This window comes from Enterobacter sp. Bisph1 (assembly GCF_000814905.1).
Lineage (GTDB): Bacteria > Pseudomonadota > Gammaproteobacteria > Enterobacterales > Enterobacteriaceae > Kosakonia.
This window is the reverse complement of the sequence record NZ_JXAG01000034.1, coordinates 130904-145032: the sequence shown is the minus strand read 5'-3', so window position 1 is coordinate 145032 and position 14129 is coordinate 130904. Positions and strand designations below refer to the sequence as shown.

The following is a 14129-nucleotide window of genomic DNA, read 5'->3' as shown; positions in this document are numbered from 1 at the left end:
TGATGCCGCGTCTGTCGCGGCATTTTTCACAGGATAATCATGGGATTGGCCTTCTTCAAGCAAACTACCCATCACGCGAAACTCAATGTGCCGGAACTGGTGCAGGTGGCGGCGATCGCCATTATTATCATTCGCTGCGTTGATGTATTGATGATGTTTAATCTGCTCGGCTGGCGAGGCCTGCTCGACTTTGTGCAGCGCAGCGCGCAAACCTGGAGCCTGACGCTGGTGTTTCTTGCCAGCCTGCTGCTGGTGTTTGCAGAAATTCTCAGTGCCTTTTCGGTGGTCAAGGGTCGCAACTGGGCGCGTTGGCTCTATCTTGGCACTCAGCTTGTCGCTACCGGCTATCTATGGGCCGCGTCGTTGGGCTATGGGTACCCTGAGCTATTCAGCATCGCCGGGGGTTCCCGCCATGAGATTTTCAACTCGCTGATGATGCAAAAACTCCCCGATCTGCTGGTGTTATTCCTGCTGTTTGTCCCCGCCCACAGCCGACGCTTTTTCCGCCTGCAATAACGGTGGTACAATCCCGGCCCCGCAAAATGAAAGGCTTTATTATGCAGTGCGCTCTCTTTGACGCCGGTCGTTGCCGCTCCTGTCAGTGGATTGAACAGCCGGTATCACAGCAACTTACCGCCAAAATGGACGATCTTCACGCCTTGCTGAATGGCTTGCCTGTGGCAGAGTGGTGTTCGCCCGTCAGCGGTCCGGAGCAGGGGTTTCGTAATAAAGCCAAAATGGTGGTCAGCGGCAGCGTAGAAAAACCGCTGCTGGGGATGCTCCATCGTGACGGCACGCCGCAGGATTTAACCGGCTGCCCCCTTTACCCGGACAGCTTTGCCCCGGTGTTTGCCGCCTTAAAACCCTTTATTGCTCGCGCCGGGTTAACCCCCTACAACGTGGCGCGTAAACGCGGCGAACTGAAATATCTGCTGCTGACGGAAAGTCAGCACGATGGCGGCATGATGCTGCGCTTTGTCCTGCGTTCAGAGGCGAAACTCGCCCAGCTGCGCGCGGCGCTGCCCGCCCTGCAGGCGCAATTGCCGCAGCTAAAGGTTATCTCCGTTAATATCCAGCCGGTGCATATGGCGATTATGGAAGGTGACACAGAGATTTTCCTTACCGAACAGCAGGCGCTGGCGGAGAGCTTCAACGGCGTGCCGCTGTGGATCCGCCCACAGAGTTTTTTCCAGACCAACCCCGCCGTTGCCAGCGCGCTGTATGCCACCGCCCGCGATTGGGTACGCGCGCTGCCGGTTAATCATATGTGGGATCTCTTTTGCGGCGTGGGCGGGTTTGGCCTGCACTGCGCGACGCCGGAAATGCGCCTCACCGGCATTGAGATTGCGCCGGAGGCGATTGCCTGCGCCATGCAGTCTGCCCAGGCTCTCGGGCTGCAAAACCTGCACTTCCAGGCGCTGGACTCCACCCGCTTCGCCACCGCCCAGCAGGACATTCCACAGCTGGTGCTGGTTAACCCGCCACGACGCGGGATTGGCGCTGCGCTGTGTGACTATCTCAGCCGGATGGCACCACCGTTTATTATCTATTCCAGCTGTAACGCCAGCACCATGGCGCACGATATCCGCCTGTTGCCCGGCTACCGCATTGCGCGCGTGCAACTGTTCGATATGTTTCCCCATACCGCCCATTACGAGGTTCTGACGCTGTTGATAAAAGCGTGAGGTCGTCTGCTGCCTCACTGTTTTCAGCGCAGCGCGGAAACATTTGTTAAAAGATTTGTGCGATTAAGTTCACGTTTTGCCCCTCCGCTTGCCGCGTTCTGTACCAGACTTAAGCCCAGAATGACGACAACAAGGGACAATATGAAAGATCAGAATCGATTAACGGGAATTGCGCCTTACGGTGGCTCGGCAGGCGGCTGGGGTGCGCTAAAAGCCGTCGCGGATGCGTTGCGCGGGCAGATGTCGGTAAAACAAGATGTGATTGCACTGTTTAAAGTTAACCAGCCACAGGGGTTTGACTGTCCCGGCTGTGCATGGCCCGATCCGCAACATACTTCCTCCTTTGAATTTTGTGAAAACGGCGCGAAAGCCGTCTCCTGGGAAGCAACCAGTAAACGCACCACGCCGGAATTTTTCGCCGCCCACCCCGTGAGCGAGCTGTGGCAGCGCAGCGCGTTTGAGCTGGAAGGCGAAGGGCGTTTAACCCACCCGATGAAATACGATGCTGCCAGCGACACTTATCAGCCCGTCGAATGGGATACCGCGTTACGTGAGATTGGCGAGCACCTGCGCAGCTATGACGATCCCAATAGCGTGGAGTTTTATACCTCCGGACGCGCCTCGAACGAAGCCGCTTTCCTCTGGCAGCTGTTTGCCCGCGAATATGGCACCAACAATTTCCCGGACTGTTCGAATATGTGCCATGAACCGACCAGCGTCGGCTTGCCGGAGTCTATTGGTGTGGGTAAAGGCACCGTCGAGCTGGACGATTTTGACCATTGCGATCTGGTGATGTGCATCGGTCATAACCCCGGCACCAACCATCCGCGCATGCTCGGTACGCTGCGGGAAGTGGCAAAGCGTGGTGCCACCATTGTGGCGATCAACCCGCTGCGTGAGCGCGGCCTTGAACGCTTCACGTCGCCGCAAAGCCCGATTGAGATGTTGGCGCTGAGCTCGACAAAACTGGCGTCTACCTACTACAAAGTGCGCGTCGGCGGCGATGCGGCGATGCTGAAAGGGGTGATGAAAATCCTGCTGTCCATGCATGACGACGCTCTGGCGAAAGGTGAGCCTGGCGTGATTGACGAGGCGTTTATTCGCGAACATACGCAGGGCTTCGAGGCGCTGAAAGCCGATCTTGAGGCAACGGACTGGGACCACATTTTGAAAGTCTCCGGGATGGAGCGTAAAGAGATCCAGAATATTGCCCGGCTGTATGCCAGCGCCGGGCGCACCATTATCTGTTACGGCATGGGCATTACTCAGCACCAGTACGGTACGCAGAACGTGCAGCAGATCGCGAACCTCTTGCTGCTGCGCGGCAATATTGGCAAACAGGGTGCGGGTATCTGCCCGCTACGCGGCCACTCCAATGTACAGGGCGATCGTACCGTGGGTATTACCGAGATCCCCACAACGGAACTGCTCGATAACATTGAAAAGGTGTTTGGTTTTAAACCGCCGCGCGAGCACGGACACGGGGCGGTGGCGGCGATTCAGGCGATGCGTGACGGTAAAGCGAAAGCGTTGCTCTGCCTTGGCGGTAATCTGGCGGAGGCGATGTCCGATCCGCAAGCGACCTTCGCGGCGATGCGCAAACTGGATCTGGTGGTGCACATGGCGACCAAACTTAACCGTTCGCACCTGCTATTAGGCAAGCATAACTATCTGTTACCGGTGCTCGGGCGTACCGAAACGGATATCCAGGCCTCTGGCGAGCAGAGCGTCACGGTCGAAGATTCTATGTCTATGGTGCATGCCTCGCGCGGTACATTACCTCCGGCCTCGCCGCACCTGAAATCCGAGCCAGCGCTGGTGGCGGCAATGGCAAAAGCCACGCTGGTCAATACGGTGGTGGACTGGGACAAAATGGCCAGCCACTACGGTTTTATTCGCGATGCGATTGCCGCACTGTTTCCGGCATTTGGCGACTTCAACGAGCGGATCAAAAAACCGGGCGGGTTTCGCTTACGCAATACCGCTTCCGAACGCGTATGGAATACGCCCTCGGGTTTCGCGCAATTCAAAGTGATGCAGGGGATTAATGAAGATCCGCGCTCGCTAAAATGCCACGATTTGGTGCTGACGACCTTGCGCAGCCACGATCAGTACAACACTACGCTGTACGGGCTTAACGATCGCTATCGCGGCGTTACCGGACGGCGAGATGTGCTGTTTATTAATGCCGATGAGGCGGAAACCCGCCAGCTGCGCGTGGGCGATCGGGTCAATGTTGTGGCCCTCGATCCCGATGGAAATCCGACAGCACGACGGATGGATAATCTGACCATTGTGGTGCTGGATATGGCGCCCGGTTCGGTCGGGGCTTACTACCCGGAAGCGAACGTGCTGGTGCCGCTGGACAGCCACGATACTAAAAGCGGTATCCCGGCCTATAAAAGCATTCCGATTGCCATCGAGCGGGTTGGGCTGGGTGAGGAAACGTCGGGGGTACGGCGTTAACAGGCCGGGAGAACCCGGCCTGAGAGAGCGTTACTGCGGGAACCACTGATCGCTGATTTTCTGATAAGTGCCGTCAGCTTTGATCGCTTTCAGCGCGGCGTTCAGTTTCTCCAGTAGCGCTTTGTTATCCGGGCGCACCGCGATACCGAGGCCGGTGCCGAAGTATTGCGGGTCGGTCACTTTCGGCGTGGCGACGCCCAGCTGCGGGTTGGTTTTCAGCCACTCGTTAACCACCGCGGTGTCGCCAAATACGCCGTCGATACGGCCATTTTTCAGGTCGATAATTGCGTTCTGGTAGCTGTCATAAGCCACGGTTTTTACTTCCGGGTGCTTATCCTGCAGGTACTTCTGGTGGGTGGTGCCGTTTTCCATGCCGATACGTTTGCCTTTCAGATCGTCAAAGGATTTAAACGCCTCTTTTTTGGCAATCACCAGCGCGGAGTTTGCGTAGTACGGGTCGGTAAAGGAGACCTGCTTGCTACGCTCTGGCGTGATATCCATCCCGGAGATCACCGCATCATATTTTTTGAATTTCAGCGCCGGGATCAGGCTGTCGAAAGCGTGATTGGTAAAGGTACACTCGGCCTGCATCTGTTTGCATAGAGCGTTTGCCAGATCGATATCAAAACCGACAATTTTATTGCTCGCATCCATTGATTCGAACGGCGGATAGGTGGCGGAAACGCCGAAGTTAATTTTATCCGCAGCGGTTGCGCCAGCGGCGAACGAGGCGAGAAGGGCGGCCAGTATCAGTTTTTTCATCATTAAGCTCCTGTCGTCTATCTTATAGTGATTGCCGTGTTTTAAGCATGACGCTAACCATGCCATTAAATGAATTTATATTCAATAAAAATGCTTAAATATATTATATGAAAAATAAAAAAGGCGAGTAATGAAGTCATTAACTCGCCTCTTGTTCATTATTTATGCAATTAGCTTCGGCGTTCGAAGGCCAGCGCTTTACGCTCAATAAGACGCATCATTAACGTTAACAGCCCGTTGACCACCAGGTAAATCAGCCCCGCTGCGCCAAATACCGTCACGTCATAGGTGCGCCCGTAGATTAACTGGCCGTGGCCCATCACTTCCATCAGCGTAATGGTGTAGGCAAGGGACGTACTTTTAAACACCAGCACCACTTCGTTCGAATAGGACGAAAGGGCGCGTTTAAAGGCATAAGGCAGCAGAATCGCCAGCGTATCTTTCTTACTCATCCCCAGCGCGCCGCAGGATTGCCACTGCCCGTCCGGAATAGCGCGAATAGCGCCGTAAAACAGCTGAGTAGTATACGCTGCGCTGTTCAGCGACAGCGCCAGCAGCGCACACAGCCACGGTTCAGAGAGCAGACGCCAGACTGCCGGATAGTTTTGCAGCGCCGGGAACTGGCCCGGACCGTAGTAAATCAGGAAGATCTGCACCAGCAACGGCGTGCCGGTAAACAGCGTAATATAGCCGCGCACCAGTTGCGTCAGCACCGGCGTTTTTAACGTCAGCACAATGGTGAACAGCAGCGACAAAATCAGCGCCACCACCAGCGAAGCCACGGTCAGCGTCAGGCTGGTGTGCAGGCCTTTGAACAGCTCTGGTAAAAACGCGAGCATTATTCAGGCCTCCGTTCAAAGCGGGTTGCGCGCAGGTCGATGCGTTTAAGGATCCACTGGCTTAACAGGGTGATCACCAGATAAATCGCCGCCGCCACGATATACCAGGTAAAAGGCTCCTGCGTACGCGTAGCGATGCTTTTAGTTTGCAGCATCAAATCGTTGACGCTTATCAGCGACACCAGCGCGGTATCCTTCAACAGCACCAACCACTGGTTACCCAGGCCCGGCAGCGCGTGACGCCACATTTGCGGCATCACAAGGCGGAAAAAGATAGCCGCTTTCGATAGCCCCAGCGCCTGGCCTGATTCCCGCTGCCCGTCCGGTACGGCTTTTAACGCGCCGCGCAAGGTTTGCGAGGCATAAGCCGCATACAGCAGGGAGAGGGCAATCACGCCGCAGAGGAACGGGCTGACGTCGAAGTTTTCAATCTGCATCTGTACAGGAATGTGCACCACGCCCAGATTGAGGGTGAAGCCATCCGAGAGCATCAGCAGCAGCTGTGACGATCCGAAATAGATAAACAGCACCACCAGAATTTCCGGCAGGCCACGCAGCACGGTCACCAGCGCGGTGCCAATCCAGGCAATCGGGCGCCACTTAACGGACTCCCAGACAGCAAAGATCATCGCCAGCACCAGACCAATGATCAGTGCGCAAACCGCAAGGCCGACGGTCATCCCGGCGGCGCTTGCTAATGGAAACATTTCGTTCATTAAGTATTACTTCTGGAACCATTTGCTGTAGATGGTCTGGTAGGTCCCATCTTTCTTCACTTTTTCCAGCGCGGCATTAAATTTCTGCTGCAGCTCGGTATTGCCCTGACGAAGCGCGATACCCAGGCCTGTACCGAAGTACTCTTTATCCGTCACTTTATCGCCGACGGCAGCCAGTTTAGCGTCCGCTTTCAGCCACTCGGTAACAACCGCGGTATCACCAAAGACGGCGTCAATACGGCCGTTTTGCAGATCCAGACGCGCGTTCTGATAGCTATCGTAAGGCACGGTGGTGATGTCTGCATGCTTGTCGTTAATGAACTTCTGGTGCGTCGTGCCGTTCTGCACGCCAACACGTTTGCCTTTCAGCTGCTCGATGCTGGTGAATTTACCCTGCTGACCGACGAACAGTGCCGAGTTGTCATAGTAAGGCGTGGTGAACAGCACCTGCTTTTCGCGTTCCGGGGTGATATCCATACCGGCCATCACCGCGTCGAAACGACGGAATTTCAGGCTCGGGATCAGGCTGTCAAACGCCTGGTTGGTAAAGGTGCAGGTGGCGTCGATCTCTTTACACAGGGCGTTCGCCAGATCGACATCAAAACCGATAATTTTGTTATTTGCATCTGTCGATTCAAACGGAGGGTAGCTCGCTTCGGTGGCGAAACGGATAGTCTGGGCGGCAGTTGCGGAAAGGCTTACGCTTGCAAGTAGCGCGGCAATCAGTACTTTTTTCATTGTCATTAATCCCGAGTCTTCAGTGCGATAGGTAATATTTAAACGCGTCGGTCTGCGGCGCGGCAAAGCAGCCTGCATCCCCTTGCTCAACAATATGGCCGTTTTCCATATACACCACGCGGCTGGCGGTTTTGCGCGCCACTTCCACTTCGTGGGTCACAATCACCTGCGTAATACCCGTTTCCGACAGTTCACGGATGATACTGACAATTTGCGCGGTGATTTCCGGATCGAGCGCGGCGGTGGGTTCATCAAACAGTAACACCTGCGGCTCCATCATCAGGGCGCGGGCGATAGCGACACGCTGCTGTTGGCCGCCGGATAAATGCAGCGGGAAACGGTCGCTATAGGGTTTAAGCCGTAAACGCTCCAGCAGTTTTTCCGCGCGCGCCAGCGCCTGATCTTTGCTTAAACCGAGCACGCGGCACGGCGCTTCAATCAGGTTTTGCAGCACCGTCAGATGCGGCCAGAGGTTATATTGCTGGAACACCATACCGACGTTCTGACGCAATTCGCGAATCGCTTTATCAGACGGGGTTTTGGCGAAATCAAAATGCGTGCCTGCAATGCTTAACTCGCCGGAACGGGGCATTTCGAGCAGGTTGAGCACGCGCAACAGCGAACTTTTACCCGCACCGCTTGGGCCGAGCAGCACCAGCGTTTCCCCTTGCGGGCAATCCAGGGTGATATCGAACAGCGCCTGGTGCGCGCCGTAAAAGCAATTGATGCTGTTTAATTTAATACTCATCGAAGCAGTCTGATAGCAATTGAGGCCGCAAATAGTAACGTTGACAGAATAGTTATGCAATATTTGTGCGTTAAAACTTAAAAATAAACCAGCTTGCTACATAAAGTTAGCACAAAATACCGGGCGGCGCGGGAACCAGGCATAAATGTCGGCATTCACGCGGAATGCCAGACATTTACGAGGGTTATAGATTACGACAGGAAATAGTTACCGATGTTCAATGGATTGACGCAGCGTGCCGGCGGGCGCGTGAACCGTGCCGCCCAGGTAGCGTACATCGTCTACCGCCCAGCACTGGCCTTCGCGAATCATTAATACTTCATCCCGCCAGCTTTGATCGCCTTTGGTCAGGGTGACGCGAAGCGCAATATTTCGCGCATCGCTATTCGGAATCGTGGAGGCGCTGGCGACGTCCGCTTTCTCAGGCGTCAGGTTGCGGCTGGAGAAAGGATCGCCTTTTAGCAGCGCATTATTACGCGCGTCGCGGCTGGCGGCATCGAGCATTTTTGCCAGATCGTCGCTCAGGTAAGGACGCAGCGCGGTCAAGTTATTACCGGGATGTTCGATGCGGTAATCATAAAATTGCTGTGCAACGGCGTCCGGGCCGCCTTCCACGCACTGACCCACGCGTGAGCCAGTATCCTTAAATGCCGGCGTTACGCTGGTACAGGCGCTAAGCAGCAGCGCGCACGGCAAAGAGAGAGTCAAAACGGAATAGCGCATATTGATTTCCTTATTTCTATTTCTGTTCAGAAGTCACGTCCTTTCAAGAATAGTGTATTGATCTGATAATGTGTGGTGCAACGCATTGAACGTTAAAAGGAGAATTCTATGCAATTTACAACTACGCCGACTCTCGAAGGTCAACCAATTGTCGAGTATTGCGGCGTCGTGACCGGGGAGGCGATTCTCGGTGCCAATATTTTCCGTGACTTTTTTGCCGGTATCCGCGATATCGTCGGCGGCCGCTCCGGGGCCTATGAGAAAGAGCTGCGCAAGGCGCGGGATCTTGCCTTTCAGGAGCTGGGTGAAAGGGCGAAAGCGCTGGGCGCTAACGCGGTAGTCGGTATTGATATCGATTACGAAACCGTCGGGAAAGAGGGCAGTATGCTGATGGTGTGTGTCAGCGGTACGGCGGTGAAAACGCGCTCATGAAAAAAGTCGCGTTACTTTTGCTGGCGCTGGTGCTCGTCGGCTGCGCCGGTGAAAAAGGCATTATTGATAAAAACGGCTATCAACTCGATACCCGGCGGCAGGCGCAGGCGGCTTATCCGCGAATTAAAATTTTAGTTATCCATTACACTGCCGATGATTTTGATATCTCGTTGGCGACGCTGACGGATAAGCAGGTGAGCGCCCATTACCTGATCCCGGCTAACCCGCCGCGGCATAACGGTAAACCGCGCATCTGGCAACTGGTGCCGGAGCGGGAACTGGCCTGGCACGCCGGGGCGAGTTTTTGGCGCGGCGCGACGCGTATCAATGACACCTCTATCGGCATTGAACTGGAAAATCGCGGCTGGCAACGTACCGTTGCGGGAAAACAATTTGCGCCTTTTGCGCCGGCGCAAATTAATGCGTTGATTCCTTTGGTAAAAGAGATTGTCGCTCGCTATAACATCGCGCCGCAAAACGTAGTGGCGCACGCTGATATCGCGCCGCAGCGTAAAGACGATCCTGGCCCGCTATTTCCCTGGCATACGCTCTATACGCAGGGGATTGGTGCCTGGCCGGATGCGCAGCGGGTGGCGTTTTACTTAAATGGTCGCGCGGCGCATGAGCCGGTTGAGACCGCCGCGCTGCTCGATTTACTCGCGCGGTATGGTTACGACGTCAAACCGCAGATGACGCCCGCCGAGCAACAACGGGTGATCGTGGCGTTTCAAATGCATTTCCGTCCGACGCTGTGGAACGGGATTGCGGACGCTGAAAGCCTGGCAATTGCCGAGGCATTACTTGAAAAATATGGCCAGGCGGGGTGATTTCCACCGGCATTTTTATGATGAGGTCAATGGAGATGATATTTCGCATCTTAACAGGCGCGCTGCTGATGGTGGCCGGGAGCGCTTATGCTGCGCCCGCGCCGGTGACGGTGTTTAGCTGCTCTTATTGGGATAAAACCACCGATAACGTCGAAAAACTCGATAAGTGTGTTGAAGCCACCAACGGTAAGCTTAAATTCCTGCCGGCGCTGTTCGCCAAAACCCGCGATGTAGAAGGTATGTCGTGGGTGGGACTGTATGACTATATGCGCGCCGCGGGGCTGCTGGACGCAGATTATTATGTGCGTGCACCGGAGCGTTATCTGTCGGTCGTCCATTTTGATAATGGCCCGGACTGGTTTGCCGAAGGGCTGGTGCGCTCGCGGCAAAACGGCAAGGTCGGCTACTGGGATGACAGTTTTCAGAACCGTATTAGCCCACAGTTCGACTACGGCTGGCAGTTTAAAGAGGGGCGGGCGCTGGTCTGTAACGGCTGCAAACCGCAGAGCGATGGCGAACATGTCTCGCTGACAGGCGGGGAGTGGTTCTATATCGACAAAAGCGGGCAGAAAGTTTCCGAGACAAAATCCGGCCCGTTTTAAGCGCTTTAGCGGTGGAGTTTGCCGTGATCTTTTAACCAGTACGCCGTGCGTTTGATGCCTTCATCCAGCGTCACTATCGGCGTATAGCCCAGTTCCTGCTGTGCGCGGCTGATATCCAGCGTGAAATCAAAATTGAGCTTTGACACGCCATAGTGCGTGAAGGCGGGCTCTTTGGCGCGCTTGTCGCCGAAATGCTCCATGCTGCGCGCAACCATATCCAGCATCGTGTACGGCACTGAACGAATACGGCAGTGAATATCCAACTCATCGATTAACGTCTGCACAATACTGCGCAGGGAGCGCGGTTCGCCGTTGGTAATATTGTATGCCCGCCCGGACGGCAGATTATCGCACTGCGGCTGGCTGGCGAGCCACATCGCATGCACCGCGTTTTCGTAATAGGTCATATCCACCAGAGCGTCGCCGCCGCGCGGCAACAATACGCTGCGGTAATGCTGCATCATCTGCGCCAGGCGCGGAATAAACACTTTATCATGGGGGCCAAACAGGCTTTGCGGACGCAAAATGGTGAAACGGGTGTTCGGGTTGGCCTGGGTCAGCAGATCGATCACCTGTTCACCGGCGGCTTTGCTGCGGGCGAATTCATTGGCAAAACGCACCGGGCGAAAACTTTCGTCGATATCACGGTGGTGATGGTAATCGAAATAGAGCGAAGGTGAGGAAATATGCACGAAGTTGCGTACGCCCCAGGCGACGGCCCATTCACCGAGACGGCGAGTGGCGCGGACATTCGCCAGGTCAAACGCCTCTTGCGTTCCCCACGGCGAGGTGAAGCTTGAGCAGTGCCACAGCGTATCGATACCGGCAAGCATCACTTTTGCCTGCGAAGAGACCAGTTCGGTCAGATCCGCATGCACAAATTCTGCCCCCATTTTGCACAGCAGTTTGCCCATCGCTTCGTTACGGCCGGTGGCTCTGACGCTAATCCCTTTTTGGCGTAAATACTCGACCGCGTTTCGGCCTAAACCGCTGGTGGCGCCCGTGACCAGTACCTTCATATCGATCCATTGTGTTGATAAGCCTTTATCGCGGGCATTCTTTCGTGAAATAGGCTCTTATGCAATGGGATAACGAAAAGAAAAGCGCTCACCTTCACTCTTTTTCTCTCTTTTGTTCTGCCAGACGGGCAATGCGCTGCGCCATGCCGCGAAAAATAAACAGGTGTGCCGGGAACATTAGCAGCCAGTAGCCTAAGCCCGGCATACCGTGGGGATGCCACCAGGCACGCACATCCAGCAGGCGATGATCGCCTTTATCCTGCAGGGTAAAACTCAGTCGCCCCAGCCCCGGTGCTTTCATGCCGAACAGTAAGGCCAGCTGCTGTTGTGGCTCAACAATAATCACTTTCCAGCTGTCGACAGCGTCGCCCACCTGCAGATAGGGGCGCGTCGGTCGGCCCCGAGGCAGTGTATGCCCGGCCAGACTATCCAGCGCCGCGCGGGTTTGCCACAGCAGATTGCCAAAGAAGTAGCGCTCTTTACCGCCGATACGGTTAACCACTTCCCATAATGCGCTAAGGCTGGCAGAGGTTTTTACCGTATAACCGGCCTGCTTGGGGTAGTAACCATATTGCGGACGCCAGCGGGAAAAGGCCTGCGGATCGTAGCCCCAGTCGCTGGAGTTCACCAGCTTCTCCTCTTCCTGTAAGGTGCGGCGTACCGCGTCATCAAAGGGGATTAAGGTTTGCGGGATCAGGCGGCGCAGTTCGCCGTCATCCGCCAGCAGATCGTGTTTAAGCCCCTGAATTAACGCCTTAGCGATGGTGGGCGGCACAGAGGTAATCAGGTGTAAAAACCAAATGGAGATAAAGCGCGTGGGCAGGGGAATAGGGATCAGCGGACGGTGCACACCGCTGACCCGCATAAAATGTTCGAACTGCTGCTGATAACTCAGCACCTCCGGCCCGGCGGCCTCAAACACCCGATGCGCCTCGGCAGGATGATTGAGCAGCTCAACCAGATAGTGCATCACGTTTTCCAGCGCAATCGGCGTGGTGCGCGAACGTACCCAGCGCGGCGGCGTCAGCACCGGCAGGTTAAACACCATATCGCGCATCACTTCGAACGCGGCGGAACCGGCGCCGACAATGATACCGGCGCGCAGTTCCGTTACCGGGATCCCAGCGCTACGCAGCAGATCGCCGGTATATTGCCGGGCCAGCAGATGACCGGAATCGGTGGCGTTTTTGGCCTGTAACGAACTGAGAAAAATAACCTGCTTAACGGACGATTCGCGCAGGGCATCGCGCACGTTGAGGGCGATTTGCCGCTCATGGGCGACAAAATCCCCGCTTTCCCCCATGCTGTGCACCAGATAGTAGAGGGTATCGATACCCTCTAATAACCCGGGCAGCGCCTGCGGCCACCAGAGATCCACGCGATGGCAGGTTACGCCCGGCAGTTGCTGCTTCTCTAACCGGGCGAGATTTCGTGCCGCTGCTTTAACCTGATGACCCTGCTGGCTAAGCGCTTCCACCAGCCGTTGTCCGATATAACCGCTGGCACCAAGCACCAGTATCCGCTGCGCCACATCCGGCTCCTCAGTGCTGTAAAAATGCCTGCCAGTGGTGAACCACGTCCGCCAGTTGCTGGCGGTTGACGTCCAGATGCGTCACCAGCCGCACCACCGGCGAGGCATTGATCAGCACGTCGCGCTCGCGCAGAAATGCCGCCAGCGCCTCGGACTTTTCGCCCACGCGGATAAACAGCATATTGGTATCGTGTCGCATCACATCCGCGCCAATCTCTTGCAACTGTACGGCCAGCCAGGCGGCATTATCGTGATCCTCTTTTAACCGCTCAACGTTATGCTGCAGCGCATACAGCCCGGCCGCCGCCAGAATCCCGGCCTGGCGCATGCCGCCACCGGTCATTTTGCGCCAGCGGTTGGCGCGGGCAATATAGGCTTTGTCACCCACCAGCAGGGAGCCTACCGGCGTGCCGAGCCCTTTTGACAGGCAAATGGTGAACGAGTCGCAAAACTGAGTAATCTCTTTTAGCTCGCAGCCGTACTCCACCAGCGCATTAAAGATGCGTGCGCCATCCACGTGCAGCGACAGCCCGCGCTGGCGGGTGAATTCCCACGCTTGCTGCAGGTAATCACGGGGTAATACTTTTCCGTTGTGGGTATTTTCGAGGCTTAGCAGTTTAGTGCGGGCAAAGTGAATATCATCGGCTTTGATTTTAGCGGCCACTTTGTCCAGCGGCAGCGTACCGTCGGCTGCGGCATCAATCGGCTGCGGCTGAATGCTGCCCAGCACCGCCGCGCCGCCCGCTTCATACAGATAGTTATGTGCGCCCTGGCCGACAATGTACTCTTCACCGCGTTCGCAGTGGCTCAACAATGCCACCAGATTGGCCTGCGTGCCGGTGGGTAAAAACAGCGCCGCCTCTTTTCCGCTCAGGTTGGCGGCGTAACGCTGCAGTTCGTTGACCGTTGGGTCGTCACCGTAAACATCGTCCCCGACCGGGGCGGCCATCATCTTTTCCAGCATGGCGCGGCTCGGTCGGGTAACGGTATCACTGCGTAGATCAATCACGGCATTTCCTTGTCTGACGATGGATAATGCCT

The 14129-nt window shown here is 55.8% G+C and carries 15 protein-coding genes; 6 read left to right on the top strand and 9 right to left on the bottom strand.

The genetic code is table 11. From position 1 onward, the window contains the following. The first annotated feature begins 39 nt into the window (after positions 1-39). From RW65_RS09070 to RW65_RS09060, 3 genes are all read left to right on the top strand, one after another. Positions 40-516, top strand: a complete 477-nt coding sequence (locus RW65_RS09070) for a YbjO family protein (protein ID WP_039056400.1) — start codon at positions 40-42, stop codon at positions 514-516. A 41-nt stretch (positions 517-557) separates the two neighbouring features. After that, positions 558-1685: a 23S rRNA (uracil(747)-C(5))-methyltransferase RlmC gene (gene rlmC, locus RW65_RS09065; protein WP_039056443.1), complete on the top strand. Its 1128-nt coding sequence runs from the start codon at positions 558-560 to the stop codon at positions 1683-1685. A 141-nt stretch (positions 1686-1826) separates the two neighbouring features. After that, complete coding sequence (locus RW65_RS09060; RefSeq protein WP_039056399.1) at positions 1827-4151, top strand: FdhF/YdeP family oxidoreductase; 2325 nt, start codon at positions 1827-1829, stop codon at positions 4149-4151. A gap of 30 nt (positions 4152-4181) precedes the next feature. On the opposite strand, the gene artJ is transcribed toward RW65_RS09060, so the two are convergent. The 6 genes from artJ to RW65_RS09030 all read right to left on the bottom strand — a co-directional run bounded on the left by artJ (position 4182) and on the right by RW65_RS09030 (position 8677). Then, positions 4182-4913 (bottom strand): arginine ABC transporter substrate-binding protein ArtJ, encoded by a 732-nt coding sequence (gene artJ, locus RW65_RS09055; RefSeq protein WP_039056398.1) that lies wholly within the window; start codon positions 4911-4913, stop codon positions 4182-4184. 170 nt (positions 4914-5083) lie between these two features. Beyond that, complete coding sequence (gene artM, locus RW65_RS09050) at positions 5084-5752, bottom strand: arginine ABC transporter permease ArtM (protein WP_039056397.1); 669 nt, start codon at positions 5750-5752, stop codon at positions 5084-5086. Further along, positions 5752-6468 carry an arginine ABC transporter permease ArtQ gene (artQ, locus tag RW65_RS09045; RefSeq protein WP_039056396.1) on the bottom strand — a complete coding sequence of 239 codons (717 nt, stop codon included), beginning with the start codon at positions 6466-6468 and terminating at the stop codon, positions 5752-5754. The genes artM and artQ overlap by 1 nt, the downstream gene beginning before the upstream one ends. A gap of 6 nt (positions 6469-6474) precedes the next feature. Further along, complete coding sequence (gene artI, locus RW65_RS09040; protein WP_039056395.1) at positions 6475-7206, bottom strand: arginine ABC transporter substrate-binding protein ArtI; 732 nt, start codon at positions 7204-7206, stop codon at positions 6475-6477. 19 nt (positions 7207-7225) lie between these two features. Further along, positions 7226-7954: an arginine ABC transporter ATP-binding protein ArtP gene (artP, locus tag RW65_RS09035; RefSeq protein WP_039056394.1), complete on the bottom strand. Its 729-nt coding sequence runs from the start codon at positions 7952-7954 to the stop codon at positions 7226-7228. Between the two features lie 207 nt (positions 7955-8161). Further along, a complete protein-coding gene (locus RW65_RS09030) occupies positions 8162-8677 on the bottom strand; it encodes a lipoprotein (RefSeq protein WP_039056393.1) in 516 nt (171 codons plus the stop codon). Between the two features lie 108 nt (positions 8678-8785). Here RW65_RS09030 and RW65_RS09025 point away from each other — a divergent pair, with 108 nt between their 5' ends. Genes RW65_RS09025 through RW65_RS09015 form a run of 3 tightly spaced genes read left to right on the top strand, consistent with a single transcriptional unit; the run spans position 8786 to position 10538 of the window. Continuing rightward, complete coding sequence (locus RW65_RS09025) at positions 8786-9109, top strand: heavy metal-binding domain-containing protein (protein ID WP_039056392.1); 324 nt, start codon at positions 8786-8788, stop codon at positions 9107-9109. Next, positions 9106-9936, top strand: coding sequence for an N-acetylmuramoyl-L-alanine amidase (locus RW65_RS09020; protein WP_039056391.1), 831 nt, complete (start codon positions 9106-9108; stop codon positions 9934-9936). Before RW65_RS09025 ends, RW65_RS09020 begins: the two co-directional genes overlap by 4 nt. A 29-nt stretch (positions 9937-9965) precedes the next feature. Next, positions 9966-10538 carry a WG repeat-containing protein gene (locus tag RW65_RS09015; protein WP_039056390.1) on the top strand — a complete coding sequence of 191 codons (573 nt, stop codon included), beginning with the start codon at positions 9966-9968 and terminating at the stop codon, positions 10536-10538. Between the two features lie 5 nt (positions 10539-10543). Here RW65_RS09015 and RW65_RS09010 read toward each other — a convergent pair whose 3' ends face one another. The 3 genes from RW65_RS09010 to ltaE form a co-directional block, all read right to left on the bottom strand. Further along, the gene (locus RW65_RS09010) at positions 10544-11557 is read right to left on the bottom strand and encodes a 3-beta-hydroxysteroid dehydrogenase (RefSeq protein WP_039056389.1); all 1014 of its coding nucleotides are present in this window, start codon (positions 11555-11557) and stop codon (positions 10544-10546) included. A gap of 94 nt (positions 11558-11651) precedes the next feature. Continuing rightward, the gene (locus RW65_RS09005) at positions 11652-13088 is read right to left on the bottom strand and encodes an SDR family oxidoreductase (protein ID WP_039056388.1); all 1437 of its coding nucleotides are present in this window, start codon (positions 13086-13088) and stop codon (positions 11652-11654) included. 10 nt (positions 13089-13098) lie between these two features. Further along, a complete protein-coding gene (gene ltaE / locus RW65_RS09000) occupies positions 13099-14097 on the bottom strand; it encodes a low-specificity L-threonine aldolase (protein ID WP_039056387.1) in 999 nt (332 codons plus the stop codon). Between the last annotated feature and the right edge of the window lie 32 nt (positions 14098-14129).